The sequence below is a fragment of the Pelagibius litoralis genome, assembly GCF_011683915.1.
GTDB classification, from domain to species: Bacteria; Pseudomonadota; Alphaproteobacteria; order Kiloniellales; family Kiloniellaceae; genus Pelagibius; species Pelagibius litoralis.
The window spans coordinates 31687-48874 of record NZ_JAAQPH010000031.1; the positions used below are offsets into that span (position 1 = coordinate 31687).

9 protein-coding genes and 1 pseudogene are annotated in these 17188 nt (G+C 57.3%); 5 read left to right on the forward strand and 5 right to left on the reverse strand.

The annotated features are described in order from the left end of the window. Nucleotides 1–4 precede the first annotated feature (4 nt). Genes HBA54_RS26000 through HBA54_RS26015 form a run of 4 tightly spaced genes read right to left on the reverse strand, consistent with a single transcriptional unit; the run spans nucleotide 5 to nucleotide 4601 of the window. Nucleotides 5–994 carry an ABC transporter ATP-binding protein gene (locus HBA54_RS26000; protein ID WP_167230714.1) on the reverse strand — a complete coding sequence of 330 codons (990 nt, stop codon included), beginning with the start codon at nucleotides 992–994 and terminating at the stop codon, nucleotides 5–7. After that, nucleotides 994–1935, reverse strand: a complete 942-nt coding sequence (locus HBA54_RS26005) for an ABC transporter permease (RefSeq protein WP_167230717.1) — start codon at nucleotides 1933–1935, stop codon at nucleotides 994–996. The genes HBA54_RS26000 and HBA54_RS26005 overlap by 1 nt, the downstream gene beginning before the upstream one ends. Then, the gene (locus tag HBA54_RS26010) at nucleotides 1932–2942 is read right to left on the reverse strand and encodes an ABC transporter permease (RefSeq protein WP_205944929.1); all 1011 of its coding nucleotides are present in this window, start codon (nucleotides 2940–2942) and stop codon (nucleotides 1932–1934) included. The genes HBA54_RS26005 and HBA54_RS26010 overlap by 4 nt, the downstream gene beginning before the upstream one ends. A 54-nt stretch (nucleotides 2943–2996) precedes the next feature. After that, nucleotides 2997–4601, reverse strand: a complete 1605-nt coding sequence (locus HBA54_RS26015; protein WP_167230720.1) for an ABC transporter substrate-binding protein — start codon at nucleotides 4599–4601, stop codon at nucleotides 2997–2999. A 268-nt stretch (nucleotides 4602–4869) separates the two neighbouring features. On the opposite strand from HBA54_RS26015, the gene HBA54_RS26020 reads away from it, so the two are divergent. Both HBA54_RS26020 and HBA54_RS26025 read left to right on the forward strand, forming a co-directional pair. Further along, the gene (locus HBA54_RS26020; protein ID WP_167230723.1) at nucleotides 4870–5991 is read left to right on the forward strand and encodes an S-methyl thiohydantoin desulfurase family protein; all 1122 of its coding nucleotides are present in this window, start codon (nucleotides 4870–4872) and stop codon (nucleotides 5989–5991) included. Beyond that, complete coding sequence (locus HBA54_RS26025; protein WP_167230726.1) at nucleotides 5988–7529, forward strand: hydantoinase/oxoprolinase N-terminal domain-containing protein; 1542 nt, start codon at nucleotides 5988–5990, stop codon at nucleotides 7527–7529. The genes HBA54_RS26020 and HBA54_RS26025 overlap by 4 nt, the downstream gene beginning before the upstream one ends. A 164-nt stretch (nucleotides 7530–7693) precedes the next feature. Here the strand turns inward: HBA54_RS26025 and HBA54_RS26030 are convergent. After that, nucleotides 7694–8451 (reverse strand): annotated as a pseudogene (locus tag HBA54_RS26030) (IS110 family transposase). A gap of 1252 nt (nucleotides 8452–9703) precedes the next feature. Between HBA54_RS26030 and HBA54_RS26035 the strand changes: the two are divergent. The 3 genes from HBA54_RS26035 to HBA54_RS29540 all read left to right on the forward strand — a co-directional run. After that, nucleotides 9704–10306, forward strand: coding sequence for a toxin-activating lysine-acyltransferase (locus HBA54_RS26035; RefSeq protein ID WP_167230729.1), 603 nt, complete (start codon nucleotides 9704–9706; stop codon nucleotides 10304–10306). A 97-nt stretch (nucleotides 10307–10403) separates the two neighbouring features. After that, nucleotides 10404–11066, forward strand: a complete 663-nt coding sequence (locus HBA54_RS26040; protein ID WP_167230732.1) for a hypothetical protein — start codon at nucleotides 10404–10406, stop codon at nucleotides 11064–11066. Between the two features lie 40 nt (nucleotides 11067–11106). Next, a partial coding sequence (locus tag HBA54_RS29540) for an SPM autocatalytic domain-containing protein (protein ID WP_277345435.1) occupies nucleotides 11107–17188 on the forward strand: 6082 nt, incomplete at its 3' end.

The window sequence follows — 17188 nt, forward strand, 5'->3', positions numbered from 1 at the left end:
TGGGTCATGCATGCTGCATTGTATCTTCAACTGCGATGCAGGCCACCTTGTGCTGCTTGCCGATATATTTTTGGCCGATGCGACCCTTCAGACAGGATTCGGTTACATGAGGACAGCGCTCGGCGAAGCGGCATCCCGGTGGCGGTGCATAGAGATTGGGCAGCGACCCGGAAATGCCTTCGAGTTTGTTTGCCGGGCGGAGCGGATGCGGTACGGAAGCCAGAAGCCCTCGGGTATAGGGATGCAACGGATCATCAAATATCTCAGCGACCGGCGCGTCCTCCACGATCTGTCCGGCATACATCACGGCGACCCGCGAGCAGACCTGCGATACAACGCCAAGGTCATGGCTGATCATGATGAGTGAGATTCCCATGTCTTCGACAAGCTGGGCGATCAGATCAAGGATCTGTGCCTGAATGGTAACATCGAGCGCAGTGGTTGGTTCATCGGCAATCAAAAGTTTTGGCTCGGCGGCAAGCGCCATCGCAATCAGAACGCGCTGTCGCATTCCGCCCGAAAGCTGATGCGGGTAGCTTTCGAACTGGCGCAGCGGGTTTGGCAGCTGCACTTTCTCGAGCATGGTCAGAGCAAGCTCTCGCGCTCTTCTTTTGCCAAAGCCGCGCCCTTTCTGGGCGCAGATTGCATCCACCAATTGCGTGCCGATCTTGAAGACCGGATTGATGAAAGTCATCGGATCCTGGAAGATCATTGCAATGTCACGACCGCGCATGGCGCGCTGCTCTTTGGGTGAAAGCCCCAGAATCTCGCGCCCTTCGAATAAGACGGAGCCGGAACTGATCCGCGCCGGAGGCGATGGTACAAGACCGAAAGCAGCGCGGGTGAGAACCGATTTGCCGCAGCCGGTTTCCCCCACCAGTCCCAGCGCCTCACCAGGAGCGACAGCGAGCGAGACATGATCAATGGCCTGGTACACACCATCAAAGGTATGAAACTCAAGCGCAAGATCACGAATGGCCAGAAGCGATTCCATTATGACCTCTGCCTGGGGTCGAGCATGTCTCGCAATCCGTCGCCAACGAGGTTGAAGCCCAGCACGGTCAAATAGATGGCCAATCCCGGAAACAGCGAATACCACCACCAGTCGGGCAGGTAATTCTTACCAATGGAAATCATTGCGCCCCATTCCGGGTAAGGTGGCTGCGCGCCAAGCCCCAGAAACCCTAGGCTGGCCGCGCCCAAGATTGCCATGCCCATATCCATGGAAGCCTTGACGACGATGGGCGACATGCAATTTGGAAGGACATGCACGAAGACGATCCGGAGCTCCGATGCGCCGATGGACCGCGCTGCTTCTACATAGGTTTCGTTGCGGATGGACAGCGCTTTGGATTGCACCAACCTCACGTAGCCCGGCCACCAGACAAGACTTAGCGCGATCATGGCATTCATGATTCCCGGACCGAGCGCCCCAACAATGGCCACAGCCAGAATGAGACCCGGAACCGAAAGGAATACGTCCGTTACCCGCATGATGGCCTCGCGGACCCAGCTGTCCGAGATGCCGGCGATCAATCCCAAGGGCACACCAATCAGCATGGCGATGCCTGTAATCGTCAGGCCAATCCAAAGCGTGGTGCGGGCCCCGACAACCACCCGCGTATAGATATCCATCCCAACCTCATCGGTGCCGAACCAGTGTATTGCACTGGGTGGCAGGAGCTTCCGGTCGAGGTTGATGGAACCCAGGGCATCTTCGGGAAAAGGCACAATCCATGGGCCGATCGCCGCAAGGATCAGGAAGATGACGATTATCGTGAGGCCAAGCATGGCGGAATACGACCGGCGGAACGTCGACCACATACGACGATACTCGCGAAAACGGTCGATTTCCGGGGTGCCTGGGCTATCAGGCAGGCCATTTTGATCGGCAGGCCTGCCAATGACGGGTGCGGCGGTCTCCGCAACGTTCATATCTGCGACCTCACCCGCGGATCGAGCAAAGCGTAGGTCAGATCGATCAGCAGGTTGACCAGCATGAAGCTTGCTCCCAGCACGAGAGTGACAGCAATGATGGGATCAAAGTCTGACGAAACGGCGGCCTTGGTGGCGTAGAGGCCGACGCCGGGATAGTCGAAGACTCCTTCCACCAGCACCGTGCCGCCGAGCATCCAGCCAAAGCGCAGTCCAATCATCGCCAGAGTTGGGAGAATGGCATTCTTCAGGGCATAGGCCGCCACGACACGAAAAGGGCCAATGCCCTGCGCCCGCGCATTTAGAATGTAATCCTTGTTTAGAGTCTCCAGCATCTCCGCACGATTGACGCGAATGATTGAAGCCAGTGCGGGTAAGCTAAGCGCGGTGGCTGGAAGAACCATGTACCAGATGGCTTCCCGAAAGGTCTTGAAATCTCCGGCGAGCAGCGTATCGACGGTCAGCATGCCCGTTATCGCCTCTGGTCGCGGCGTCATGATTCCCAATCGACCGCCCAGCGGAAACAGGTCCAGCTTTAGCGCAAGATACCACTGCAGCATCAGGCCCAGCCAGAACATCGGCAAGGCCACGCCTGAGACTGCGACAAATCGGATGGAGTGATCGGCAAACCTGTTGTGAAAAACGGCGCCCAACATGCCGAGTGGAACACCCAGAACGATCGCGATACCGATAGAGAAAAGAACCAACTCAAAGGTGGCCGGGAAGTAGCGGGCTATGTCCGCAAGGACAGGTCGGCGTGTCAAAAGCGACGTTCCGAGGTCGCCTGATGCCAGGTTTGATAGGTAAATGCCAAAACGAACGTAGATCGGGCGGTCGAGGCCGCGCTCAATCCGTAGGGCTTCGACCATTTCGTTGGTGGCATCGGGGCCAGCCGCCAAACGCGCAGGATCGCCTGGAGCAATGTTGGAGATCGCAAAGACAATCGCCATCAGGCCGATCAGCATCACAACCATGAGCAACAGTCGGCGAAGTATCAGATGGCCCAAGTCTGTCTCCTGCAGGTCCGGTGGAGCACCTTGCGGTGCCCCTAGACCAGTATGTTACGGCTGAAGATGTACGCGGTAAAAGTCGATCTCACCTTCCATCCGGATCGGGCTATCTGCATAGCCTTTGACCCAGGTTCGTTTCGTGGTTCCACGGTTCCGCATCATACCGAAAATCTCAGGTTGCAGATCGGTGATCTTTTGCTGAATCGCGGCGTAGATGGGCTTGCGCTTTTCCCAATCGGTCTCCGCCCGGCCAGCCTCGATCATGGCGTTCAGTTCCGGATCGTTCAGGAAGTGCGTCCCGTAATACTTGCCATGCGACGTTGGATGATACTGGATGGCGACGGCGTCCGGGTCGGTGGACACAGGCGTGGTGAAGATGGCCATCAGGTTCGGGGAGGTTTCAGGACTGGAACCACGTGCAACCATGTTCGGCCATGTCAAGGGCACCATCTTGACCGATACGTTGATATCCTGGAAGGAATCGACCATGGACAGGCCCATCTGGCGCTGAATGCCGAAGCCTTCGACATACACAAATTCGATCTCGAAGCCGCCATCGGGATGTTCGGTTTTCGCCAGGTATTCCTTAGCCTTGGCGATGTCGCGACGCGGCATATCCGAGACTTCGACATGGCCCAGAACCGAATCCGTAAACGGGCTGGACTGCAGCTTGGCTTCACCATTCATGATCTTGATAAAGGCGTCGTAGTCAAAGGCATGCGCCAGCGCCTTGCGAATGTTGACGTCAGACGTAATGCCCTGTGCCGTATTCATTTTCAAGCCGAACGAAGTGAGCGAGGGGATTGTCGTTACCGAGATATCTTCATTCGATCGGATGACTGACCAGTCTTCCGGCGACAGGCCTGTCACAATATCGGCTTCGCCCTTTATCAGGGCGGCACGCTGTGCCGAGGATTCGCGTATGAGCCGATATATCACGCCACCCATACGGTCATTTTCGTAGGGAAAGCCCTTCCAGTAGTCGGTGTTGCGTTCAAGAATGTAGGCTGTGCCGGGCTCGAAACTTTTCAACTTGTAGGGACCGGAGCCGGCCGCATTGCTGAGCAGATATCCTTTGCCCATGTCTCCGTCTTTGGCGTTTGCCTCGACGACGGCGGGATTGACGATGTACCACCATGGGAGGAAGGACAGGAACGCCGCATAAGGTTTTTCGAGCTTGAATTCGACGGTATATTCGTCAACCGCTTTCACATTGCCCGGCGATACAAAACCATCAAGCATCCACGCCGGACCCTCATTGATCGCCATCGTGCGCTCATAAGAATAGACGACGGCTTCAGCATTCACAGGGCTGCCATCATGAAACCTGGCGTTCTTGGCGAGATTGAATGTCCAGGTCAGGCCATCGTCTGATGTCGTCCAGTTTTCGGCCAGCCAGGGCTTTATCTCTGCCGGGTCGCCTTCGTATTTCACAAGCGCATCATAGAGCGCCTGGTTCATCATGCGTATGGCAAGGTCGTATTTTTGCGCTGGGTCGAGATTGCTGACCTCCTGACGCCCGCCAATGACCATGTAGAGCTGACCATCGACCTGCTCGGCCGCCATTGCCCGCTGGTGCGGCAAGACAACTAGGCCGGCCGAGAGGATCACTGCCCCGGCGATCAACGTGTTTGCAATTCTTCTTGTTATTGTCATCTTTGCCACTCCTGATGTATCCACGAAGGTCCCGCCATGGCGGCTGAGCACGCCACTCTGGAATCTTGATCAGAACAGCGATTGGCAGGGTTGAAAACTAATCATTGTCAATGATGCACATTGACTGTGCTTATGGCCCGCTGCTTTGCATCGCCCATAGGTGCGGATTATAAGGTGTATGAAGCATCGTTATTTGCCAAACCGGCTGTTCAACATGTCTGGTGCCATTCACAAGACGGTATATCCTCAAGGATAGGGAGGCATGCAGATGGCCGGTCTGGCACTGCGGACACCAAATCAGACACATCGGGTTCTGACTGCCGACGACATGGAAGCACTCGCCATCGGCGCGTGGATATTGGGGACCGGTGGCGGCGGCGACCCCTACCATAAGCTGCTGAACATGCGGCAGCTCTATGCCAAAGGGCATACGGTTACATTGATCGATCCCATGTCGCTGGCCGATGATGCCTGCATTGCCGTCGTGTCCAACATGGGTGCCCCCATCGTCGGTCAGGAACGCCTTTCCGACCCGGAATTCTCGGCCCGTCCCGTTCGCATGATGGAAAACTACCTTGGGCGAAAATTCGATGCGGTCATGGCGCTGGAGATTGGTGGGGGCAACGGGTTGCAACCCATGCTGATTGCAGCCTTGACCGGCTTGCCGGTCGTTGATGCCGACACAATGGGACGCGCCTATCCTGAGGCGCAGATGACGTCTGTCGCGGTGGCCAATCTGAAATGTTTCCCCTTCGCCATGGCTGATATTCGCGACAACGAAGTCATCATACCACGCGCCGAATCCTGGACATGGATGGAACGGATCAGCCGCAAGGCATGCACCGAAATCGGTTCGGTTGCGGCCACTTGCAAAGCACCGCGAACAGGTGAAGAGGTAAAGAAACACGGAGTTCTCTATACGACCTCGAAGGCGATCAGACTTGGTGAGACCGTGTTGGAGGCCCGCAAAAATCATACCGATCCTATCGAGGCCGTTCTTGGTGCAGCGCATGGCAAGCGATTGTTTGCCGGAAAAGTAGTGGATGTGGAGCGCCGCGCGACGGAAGGATTCTTACGCGGTCAAGCGGTCATCGAAGGTCTTGAAGAGGATGTTGGCTCCACAATGGTACTGCATTTTCAGAATGAGTTTTCGGTCGCCTTCAAGGACGGCCAACCGATTGTCATGACACCTGACCTGATCTGCGCGCTCGACACGGTTTCCGGTGAAGGTATCGGCACCGATGTCATCCGGTTTGGCCAGCGTGTGACCGTTCTGGCCTTGCCTGCGCCGCCGGTCTTCCTGTCTCCTGATGGGCTGAAGGCTGTCGGTCCAGGCGCTTTTGGCTTCGACATCGAATTCTCCTCCGTCTTTGAAGAGGCGCAGTCGTGAAGCGTGTTGGAATCGACGTTGGCGGTACGAATACCGACGCGGTTTTAATTGACGGCGAGATTGTCATTGCCACAACGAAAACATTTACGACCGCAGACATCACGAGCGGCGTCAAAACGGCATTGGCGAAAGTAATCGCCAATGCGGGCGACGCGGCCGAGGGTGTGGAAGCGGTCATGATCGGCACGACCCACTACACCAATGCGGTTGTCGAGCGGAGGAATCTCGGTCGCGCGGCCGCCGTTCGAGTAAGCCTTCCAGCCTCCGCTAGTCTCATTCCCTTTTGCGATTGGCCGGCTGACCTCGCCGAGGAGGTCAATGGCGGGACCTACCTGGTTCATGGTGGACATGAGTATGATGGTCGCGCACTTGTCCCGATGGATGAGCAAGAGGTGGCGGAAGCGGCGCGCGCGATCCGTCGTGACGGTGTGAATGCGGTGGCCATCAGTGCCACTTTCTCTCCCCTGACATCGGAATGCGAAACCCGCGCCGCCGAGATCGTAAGGAATGAACACCCGGATGCGCATGTAACTCTTTCCTCTTCATTGGGTCGGATAGGTCTGTTGGAGCGCGAGAATGTGGCGTTGATGAATGCCGCGCTGATCGGGCTTGCGTCGGAAATTACACATGCTTTCAGCGATGCGGTGTCTGGCAGTGGTCTGGATGCGGCACTCTTCATCACCCAGAATGATGGAACTGTGGCGCGTGCCGAATTGGCTCGCGACTTCCCGGTGTTCTCCTTCGCCTCCGGTCCGACCAATTCGATGCGTGGCGCGGCACTTTTGACGGGACGTAAGGACGCCATGGTCTGCGACGTCGGCGGAACGACAGCAGATGTTGGGTGCCTCATTAACGGGTTTCCGCGTGAGGCAAATAATGTTGTCGAGGTCGGCGGCGTTCGCACACTTTTCCGAATGCCCGACCTACTCTCGATTGCGATTGGCGGGGGTACGATTGTTACCGATAGTGCTGAGACAATCGGCCCGGAAAGTGTCGGTTACAGGCTCGGGCACGAAGCTATTGTGTTCGGCGGGACCACACTGACCTGCACAGACATCGCCGTCGCCGCAGGCCTGCTCGATGTCGGCGACAAATCGCTGGTCAAGACTTTGGACAAGCCGCTGGTCAGCAAGGCTCTTGCGACCATCCATGCCCGCCTCGCAGAAGCTGTCGACCGCATGAAAACCGACGCGTCATCTGTCCCTCTTCTTGCGGTTGGCGGCGGCGCCATGCTGATCCCCGAAACGATGCCCGGCATCAGCGAGGTCGTGCATGTCGAACACGAGGCTGTCGCCAATGCAGTAGGGGCAGCGATTGCCCAGGTTTCAGGCGAAACCGATCGCATTTACAGGGGCATAAGCCGCGAAGAAGCGATTTTGAAAGCGAAAGAAAGCGCCATCGAGAACGCGATTGATGCTGGAGCCGATAAAGACACCATTCAGATCATCGAAGTGGAAGACCTGCCGCTGAGCTATTTGCCCGGACAGGCAATTCGCGCCCGTGTGCGTGTCGTTGGAGAAGCGGTATCGGCAAGCTAGCCACGTTTAGACTTGGAGCTCTATTGTAGGGTCTTGAATTAATCCTGCCCCCGCAGCCATGTGTGGACGGCCCTTGTATTGCAAGGGTTGTTCTTTTTTGGCACGCATTGTGGGATCGGTGCTGTCATGTGTCCGGCCTTGCAATCAGCCCTGGCGCTCGGTCTCTAGGCCCGAGCCGGCCTGTCCTTGTATGACTCCTGCCGGGCCATGACGGCCCAGGCGATACGGGCCCTCTTGTTGGCCAGGGCAACGGTCACCAGGCGTGGTGGCTTCTTGGCGAGCAGAGATATCGCCCAGGCATCGTTCGCTGTGCGGTTCTTGTTGACCACCCCAAGCATCGATGTGGCGCCGATGACCAGCAGTTGCCGCAGACATCGATCTCCCTGCTTTGAGATCCTACCGAGCCTTTCCTTGCCGCCGCTGGAGTTCTGCCGCGGAACCAAGCCCAGCCAGGCGGCGAGTTGCCGGCCTGACTTGAACTGAGAAGCGTCGGTGATGGTGGCGGAAAGGGCGTTGGCCAGCATGGTGCATTGGCGGACCAACAGGCTTCGGGTCCGGTGCCGCATCAAGACGCTTTGCTGTTCCGTGCCCTTGACCGGGACAAGGCGCATTGAGGGGCGACCCACCGCCTCGCAAATCGCCTCCGCATCGGCCGCATCGTTCTTGCCGCGTTTGACATAGGGTTTGACATAGTGCGGCGGCATCATGCGCACCTCACGACCCAAAAGCTTCAACTCGCGCGCCCAATGGTGGGCGGAGCCGCAGGCTTCCATGCCAATCAGGCACGGCGGAAGCTCAACGAAAACGGCAGAACCTTGTTGCGGCCCAATTGTTTGCGAACAACAACCGCCCCGTCGCTGTCAACGGCATGTACCTGAAAGACGTTCTTTGCCAGATCAAACCCGATCGTGGCAATCGTCATGGTGGATGGCCTCCTTCTAATGAAGTCGATGACAGCTCCATTATTGCGCCTAGACGCCGATCGAGGAGGCCGTCCACACCATCAAATCAGATAATATCGCCTAAACCGCATCATATCAGATCAAATCAGAAGATATCTGGTGCCGGTCAGCACCCAAATTACTTGCGTAGCGAGCCTTCGCAAAAAGCGGATGCTGTGCCCATCCCAAAGCAGGTTAAGGGGCGTGGTTCTCGTTGGCGATGAGGTCCCAGCCTATGTGATCGGACGCTGCCTGCTATGACGCTCTAGCGGCACTAGCACTGCCCAGTACTCATCTTCGCCTTCCATGGCACGCCAGGGAAAACTCAAAAAAACAACGTGTAAGCTGTATCGGATCGCGTGCCGGACGGAAGAATAAAACGCGACTTGGTGCGCTGCGATCTCGGGCGGCGCCGGTCGGCCGCCCTTGGAATAGTCCATGCATAAGCATTGTTCTGGGCCGCTTCACGCTTGAGCCACGGCTATGCGGTCGATGGAGCTTGCCGCGGTTCGGGGTATCGCGGTTGCGTGGCGATCGCTATCAAACAGTTAGAGCAGATTCACCCGGTCGATGGATCGCCTCCGGCGATTCCATCCGACCAGGTGAATCTGCTCTAGGGTGGCATGGAAGGCGGCTAACACACTTCGATCAGGCAGGCTCAAACGGCGCGGGTTTCGCCGCGACGGTGTCGGTCTTCGCCGCCGGCTGTGACTTCGTGCACCGCTGAAGGCCCGGTTGTCCTTGGATGCTGTTACTCATCTCCCGCGTTGGTTTTTGAATCGCATTATACGAAAAGTTGTGCTACCTTCGATTGATTGGGTGGGGAATACACAAGCTGTGCCGAATGGGGTCGCGGATGCGGTCAGCAGGCAAGATAACAACTTCTCCTGTTCTCGGTGTTGCCGCGGCATCACCGAAAACCCTCGCGTCACATTTCTCAATACCACAATATATTGATATTTATCATATAGATAAAGGCAGCCGTACCGGCTCAGATCCCTTGTGGTCTCAATGCTGGAGGATAGGATGAAGTCTTGGCAGCCGTTCATCGGCGATGCATCGACCCATCGAAGGGTGGCAACTTCAGGTTTTCTTTGGCCTTGCCGCGCTGGGCGAGGCCCGTTGGAGCGGGTGTTTGCGCCTCCGAGACCGGTTTGGTGGCGGGGGACGTGGCGCGCAAGGCAGGCGGTGCGGCGTGAAACGGCAGCGGACTTGTAAGGAGTAGGCAGGGATATGGCGAAAGAGCGAGGCTCGGCGGCGCGGAAAGCTGCAGCGACGGCAGAAGTAGCGGCAGCCGCGACAAACAGAAAGGCGCCTCAGGAGACGAAAGATGCAGGGCAGAAGCGCTCGCCAGACCAGTTGCTGCGGGCGACTTTCGCACAGGCCTCCCAGGTTTTCGGGCAAGTGATCTCCACCATGATGCAGTCGCCCCAGCACCGTCACCTGCTGCTGAGCGATCTGGAATGGCGGGTTATTCCGCCACTCCGCCTTCAGCAATACCGTCTGGTGCAGCGCAACGGCACCGCCGCCGGCTTCGTCTCCTGGGCCCTGGTCAGCGAAGAAGTCGAGCAGCAACTGCAGCAACCCGACTTCCGCCTGAGGCCCCAGGACTGGAAATCAGGCGACCGTGTTTGGATCATTGACGTCATTGCGCCGCCGTTGCAGGCACACGCCCTTGCGGACAAGGTGAAGATGAAGCTCTTCGCGGACCATGACGTGAGCGTCAGGAGAGGCGTCTTGCCGAGGCTCGCTAAGCCCAATTCCGCCGATGGTTCGCATGATGACAAGCAAGATGAAGGGAACTACGAGACCCCGGTAACGGGAGAGGTACTGTGATCCGCACCGTCTTGTCGACGGTGAGCGCTACGGAAGTTACAGGACTTTGTGTTACATCGTCAGCTTCGATTAGCACAGTTCTGAATGGTGGCCAAACATGACGCATCTCCCAACGGATGAGAAAAAACCTCAGATATTCACGCATACCTTATCGAACGTAATGCTGATGATCGTTCTCGTCTTTTTCATCTCAAACGTCTTCGTTATCCAATCATGTAAGAGCCGATATCTGCTGGATGATAGAGGCTCTGTTTGTAGCGTTGTCGAGGTGTTCGCGCCCCTTCGCCAAGTCATACCCGTAATCTACCGACCAGCTGAAGTTCTGGAAGCCCGTGGGGACCAGGACCGAGCGGATCTGGTCGTTGCTGCCTACAGTTTTTCTTGGGGTGGTTTCCTCATTTTCAGCGCGCTGATGATCGTTGTGGCCGTTGTGCGCGTCAGGCTGCTTAGCGATCAGGATCGGCGCAAATACGTTAGTTGGAGCATCCAGCATGACCGAGAACATCAGACTGATAGCAAACATGCTGAGAGCGCGGCACTGGGTTTGAGGTTCTTCGCGTTTACAACTGTACTGGTATTTATTTGGACATTTTGGGGTTTCTTCAGTTTTGATGAGCCGAGTTTTCTAAAAAACATGGTTCATGAAAGAAACAGGGACCTGTATCAACCTGCTGTTTTCTTATCTTTTATCCTGCTTTTTCTGATTCTCTTAATAGGGAGACAGATCAAGAGGTATCTATCAAAGACGCCGACTTTGTGACGGCAGTATCCGGATAAACGCTGCGAAGAGGAGAACGTTCATGAGTGAGTCCCAGGTGAACCAAAGTCAAGGCGCCGGCCCCGGAACCACCGTTCCCCTAACAGTTTTTGAGGCAATGTTCGGCGCACTCGCTGATTCTCTGCAATCCAGTAGCAGTTCTAAGGCGAAAGCAGCTGGCTTAATGGCAGGAAGCCTTGGCGCGGCGTTTGGCGGGATGGCCGCTGTGGCGCAAGAACCAACCTACGAATCAGCAGCGAAGTTCGCGGCTGGAGCACTCACTGCCATTGCCGTAGGAACAGCCGTGCCGCTGTCGGCAGTAGCCGCTGCTGCACTGGCAGCTGCGGCTGGTGCTGGTATGGCCCCACTGGCCGCCGGTCTCTTAGCCGCGGCCGCAACCGCAGCGGCCGCATACGCCGCGGCTGCGGCAGGTGAGGCGTTATACGATGGGCTTCGCGACTTGTTCGATGGCGCGGGCAAACTTATTTCGCCACTGGCTTTGGACCTCGATGGCGATGGAATAGAGGTGACGGCCCTTGGCGAAACTTCAGCCTATTTCGATCTTGATGCCGATGGCTTCGCGGAGCTGACCGGTTGGATATCGGGCGACGACGGGATTTTGGCTTGGGATGCGAACGGCAACGGTCAGATAGATGATATCAACGAAGTCTTCGGCAACGATGTGGCCAATGGGTTTTCGGAGTTGGCTGCGTTTGACACTGATGGAAACGGTATAATCGATGCGAACGACGCGCAGTTTTCTGACCTGCTTGTATGGCAAGATCTCGATCAGGACGGTTTTGCGTCTGAAGATGAGCTCAAGTCACTAGCGGAACTCGGGATCATATCGCTGGATCTCAACTCGACGCCATCGGGCGAAATGATCAACGGCAACCTGATTAGTGATGTCAGCACGTTTACTTGGTCAGATGGCAGTACGGATGCGCTTGTCGACGTGTGGTTTGCTAACGACCAGATGAACACGGTTTTTAGGGCCAGTGATGTCGATATCGATCCAAGGGCCGTCCTTTTGCCCAGCTTGAAGGGTTATGGCGAATTGCCGCCTCTTTTGTTTGCGATGAGCATGGACGAGACCCTACTCGACCAGGTTGAGAGTTTTAGCAGTCTGGATGTTTTTGCCGGTGTGGATCTCCGAGGTGAAATTGAAACAATACTGTACCGCTGGGCAGCTGTCGACAATGTGGAGTCAGGCAGCCGGGGGTACTATGTCGATGCTCAGCATCTGGCGTTTATGGAGGCTTTTTTTGGTACGGGCTTTAGCCAGTTCGGTAACCCGAATCCGCGTCCCAACGCTGGGGCGGCGCTAGAGTCTATCTGGGACCAACTCTATGGTGAGTTAGCGGCACGCGTGCTGATCCAAGGGCCGCTGGAAGGCGCTTTTCAAGGCGTTAGCTTTGATCCTTACAATGATCGCTTCTTTCTCGAAGAGGGGGTGAATGGCGAAAGCGTTATTCTATCGGCCATAACAGCTTTAGGCGGAACCGCGCCCACGGATCCACTAGAAGCTGCCCGGCATTGGGATTTATTGATTTCCACTATTGATATTGTTGGCCGGGAAGCTGGTTTCAGTGTTGGCGCGTTTGATGCTCAGCTGGAACAGGTTTTCGCCGACGCGGGTTACGTCTTTACGCCTGGTGCTCTGCGTGATGGCTCCGTTTCCATTGGCATTGATGATGTTACTGTAATCGTCGGTGGTTCCGGGGACGATACCTACAACTTTGGAATCGGCTCAGGAGAAGTCGTCATCAAAGAGACGGGAACCGGCACGGATAGTCTTCAGTTCGGGGCTGGTATTGCCCCCGCCGATGTCGAGTTCTATCGCTCTAACACCGATGCGAACGACTTGGTCTTCGTGATTGCCGGCACCTCCGACAAGGTGACGTTTATCGGTCAGTTCGATGCCGGGAGTTATGGCGTTGAAGAGGTTCGTTTCGCCGATGGAAGTATCTGGACGATCGCAGATATACAACAATGGCTCCTGACGTCCACTGCTGGCGATGATGATTTATTCGGATATTCGAGTAACGACACGCTCGATGGCGGACTTGGGGACGACTACCTTGAGGGACGGGGCGGTAGCGACACCTATATCTATAACTCTGGCGACGGTCGCGATTGGATCAATGACGCTAACTTTTCGGGTAACGATGTTATTGAGTTTGGGCCGGGGATATTACCTTCTGACATAGAGGTGTACCGCGATGGACCGGGCAATAACGATGTAGTCCTTAGATTTTCTGGCGCTGGGGATGAGCTCGTTCTACAGCAGCAGTTTTTAGGTGATCACCGTGGTGTCGAGGAACTGCGTTTTGCCGACGGAACAGTTTGGACGAAAGACGATCTAAAACAACAATACCTCGATCAAACGATCACGGACGGCGATGATGCCGTCTACGGATTCTCGACTGGCGATACGATCGACAGCGCGGCCGGCAACGACACGATCAATGCGGGCTGGGGCAACGACCAGATTACCGGTGGTGCCGGCGACGACGTGCTGGCCGGCGGTAACAACAACGACACCTATTTCTATACGCGCGGCGATGGCAATGATTCGATCACCGAAGGTGACAACAGGTACTCCAACAGCTCGCCCGGCGGTACCGAGGACAAGCTTGTCCTTCAGGACATTGATCCGGCGGCGGTGTCGCTGCTGCGCGATGGCAACAACGTCACGCTGGTGATTGCCGAGTCGGCGCCCGGGGCGGGTGACGGCGGCTCGATCCTGCTGGTGAACAATCTCGACGAATACTACAGCCAGGGCATCGACCAGATCCTCTTTGATGACGGCACGGTCTGGACCAGGGCTGATCTGCGGCTGGCGTTGCTGGCGCAAGCGCCGACTGCCGGCGACGATGTGATTGACGGCTTCAACACGGCGGACGTCATCACCGGCGGGGCCGGCAACGACACGATCAATGCGGGCTGGGGCAACGACCTGATTACCGGTGGTGCCGGCGACGACGTGCTGGCCGGCGGTAACAACAACGACACCTATTTCTATACGCGCGGCGATGGCAATGATTCGATCACCGAAGGTGACAACAGGTACTCCAACAGCTCGCCCGGCGGTACCGAGGACAAGCTTGTCCTTCAGGACATTGATCCGGCGGCGGTGTCGCTGCTGCGCGATGGCAACAACGTCACGCTGGTGATTGCCGAGTCGGCGCCCGGGGCGGGTGACGGCGGCTCGATCCTGCTGGTGAACAATCTCGACGAATACTACAACCAGGGCATCGACCAGATCCTCTTTGATGACGGCACGGTCTGGACCAGGGCGGACCTGCGGGTGGCGTTGCTGGCACAAGCGCCGACTGCCGGTGATGACGTGATTGACGGCTTCAACACGGCGGACGTCATTACCGGCGGGGCCGGCAACGACACGATCAATGCGGGCTGGGGCAACGACCTGATTGCTGGCGGCGCCGGCGACGACGTGCTGGCCGGCAGCGACGGCAATGATACCGTGGAGGGCGGTGCCGGAAACGACGTCATCTTTGGCGGCAATGGCGATGATCAGCTCATTGGCGGTGACGGCGATGACGTGCTGCGTGGCGACGCCGGCGTCGACAGCTTCGATGGCGGGGCCGGCAACGACACCATCGACTACAGCACCAGCTCAGGCGCCCTGCTGATCGATCTTGCGACCGGGGACGTCAATGGTATCGAGAACTTCCTTTCCATCGAAAATGTGATCGCCGGCTCGGGTAACGATACTCTGCTCGGCAACGACGGCGCGAACTACCTGGCAGGCGGTAACGGTGACGACTCTCTGGTGGGCGGCGATGGCAACGATACCTTCAACGGTGGTGGCGGTGTCGACAGCTTTGTGGGTGGCGCCGGTATCGATACTGCGGATTATCGTGAGTCGGCTAGTGACTTCGTCGCAGACCTGGATAGCGATACACTGACAACCTCTGGCGGGGCCGTGGAGCTCTTGGTTGAGATCGAAAACGTTCTCGGTTCTACCGGCGACAACATGCTCTACGGTGATGCTACGGGTAACCGTCTGGACGGTTATCTCGGCGACGATACTCTGGCGGGGCGCGGTGGTGATGACTCTCTGCTGGGTGGCGCCGGTAGTGACGATTTCCTCTATGATATCGGAGATGGAAACGACCTGATCACGGAAGTCGCGGGTGACAGCACAGGCGACCGCCTGGTTTTTGGTGCGGGAATTCTACAAGGGAACGTAAGCTATCATCTCAGCCCCGACCAGAGCGAATTGCTGGTCTCCCTGTCGGACGGCGCTGTAATCACGCTCCAGCAACAGTTTGCCGGTGACGAGGCTGGTATTGACAGCCTCCACTTCGTCGATGGCTCCAGCCGTAGCACGCTGGATATCTACGACGAATTGACTAACGTTGCTCCCGTAGTCGATCAGGGAATAGCCGACACCGTCGTCGACGAAGATTCGCTTCTCAATCTGGTGATCGCGGCGAATACCTTCTCCGACGCCAACCTTCGTAACACATTGACCTATACGGCGCAGCTGGTATCCGGCATGGCCTTGCCTGCCTGGTTGCTGTTCGATGGTACGGCTTTCGCAGGTACGCCGGAAAATGGCGATGTTGGGGCCCTGGAGATTGAGGTGACGGCGACCGATGACTTCGGCCAGAGTGTAACCACGCAGTTTACATTGACGGTAGCGAACACCAATGACGCTCCGACGCTTGGAGACAGCCTGTCGATAGCTGAGGTCGAGGTAGGTGGTTCCCTCGCTGCTGCAATACCCGGTACAGCTTTCGCCGATGTGGACGTCGGCGATCAGCTGACCTTGACCGCAACCCTTGTCGATGGCTCACCCCTGCCGGCTTGGCTCCAGTTCGACGGTTCGACCTTCACGGGGATGCCCGGGGACTCTGATGTCGGATTTGTCGCAGTCACGATACAGGCCACCGACTTGGCGGGGGAGTCGGTCAGCCAGAACATGCAAATCAACGTTCTCCCCAGCGGGGGAGTCGCGCTGGTTCTGGGCACGGCCGGCGATGACGACCTCGCCGGCACTGTGGCTGACGAACTGATCGTCGGTGGCTTGGGTGATGACACGCTTTCCGGCGCCGGGGGCAACGATGTCTACCTCTATAACAACGGCGATGGTGCCGATCTGCTCCAGAACACCGAAGGCCGCGGGACTTATGATCTCGATGTACTGCGATTTGGTGAAGGAATCGCCGTTGCGGATGTCTCACTGATCCAAAGCGGTGATGATCTCTTGGTGTCGCTCGCGGGTGGCGGTCAGGTTTTTGTCGAGGATTACTATCACCGTGGCCAGCTGGCAGGGATCGAGTGGTTCGATGGCACGACGCTTTCCTATGCGGAGGTGCTGGCGCAGACACTTGGCGGCACCGCTGGCGACGACAGCCTTGTGGGTGACGGCGCCCATGACGTCATGGCTGGTGGAGCGGGGAACGATACAATCAAGTCCTCCACCGGTTTCGATGTTCTCATCGGCGGCGCCGGCAACGACTACATGGAGGGTTGGTGGGACGGCGATACCTACGTCTACAATCTGGGCGATGGCGACGACACGATCTACGAGTACAGCAGCTCCACCCAGTACTCCCGCCATCTCGGTGACAAGCTGGTGCTGGGGGCAGGGATTGCGCCGGGCGATATCATCGTCACGCGCAACGCGGCTGATTGGGAGGATGTGACCATCAGCTTCCAGGGCGCGGCCGGATCGATCCTGCTCAACGAGCAGTTCGGTGATAACCGCTACGGTGTGGAAGAGATCGTCTTTGCCGACGGTACGGTCTGGACCCAGTCTCAACTCGCCCATATCGGTTATGCCCAGGCGATGACAGCCGGTGACGACTACATCTTCGGCATCCATGAGAACGACACCATCAATGGGGCCGAGGGGAACGACAGCCTCTACGGCTGGTTGGGCGCCGACAGTCTGACCGGCGGCGCCGGCGACGACTATCTGGAAGGCAGCTGGCACGCCGATACCTACGTCTACAACCTGGGTGACGGCAACGACACGATCTACGAGTACAGCAGCTCCACCCAGTACTCCCGCCACCTGGGCGATAAGCTGGTGCTGGGGCCGGGAATCGCAGTTGGCGATGTCATCGTCACGCGCAACGCGGCTGATTGGG

Coding starts and splice junctions, on each gene's coding strand:
- HBA54_RS26000 (WP_167230714.1), bottom strand. CDS start 994: ATGGAATCGCTTCTGGCCATTCGTGATCTTGCGCTTGAGTTTCATACC.
- HBA54_RS26015 (WP_167230720.1), bottom strand. CDS start 4,601: ATGACAATAACAAGAAGAATTGCAAACACGTTGATCGCCGGGGCAGTG.
- HBA54_RS26020 (WP_167230723.1), top strand. CDS start 4,870: ATGGCCGGTCTGGCACTGCGGACACCAAATCAGACACATCGGGTTCTG.
- HBA54_RS26005 (WP_167230717.1), bottom strand. CDS start 1,935: ATGAACGTTGCGGAGACCGCCGCACCCGTCATTGGCAGGCCTGCCGAT.
- HBA54_RS26035 (WP_167230729.1), top strand. CDS start 9,704: ATGGCGAAAGAGCGAGGCTCGGCGGCGCGGAAAGCTGCAGCGACGGCA.
- HBA54_RS26040 (WP_167230732.1), top strand. CDS start 10,404: ATGACGCATCTCCCAACGGATGAGAAAAAACCTCAGATATTCACGCAT.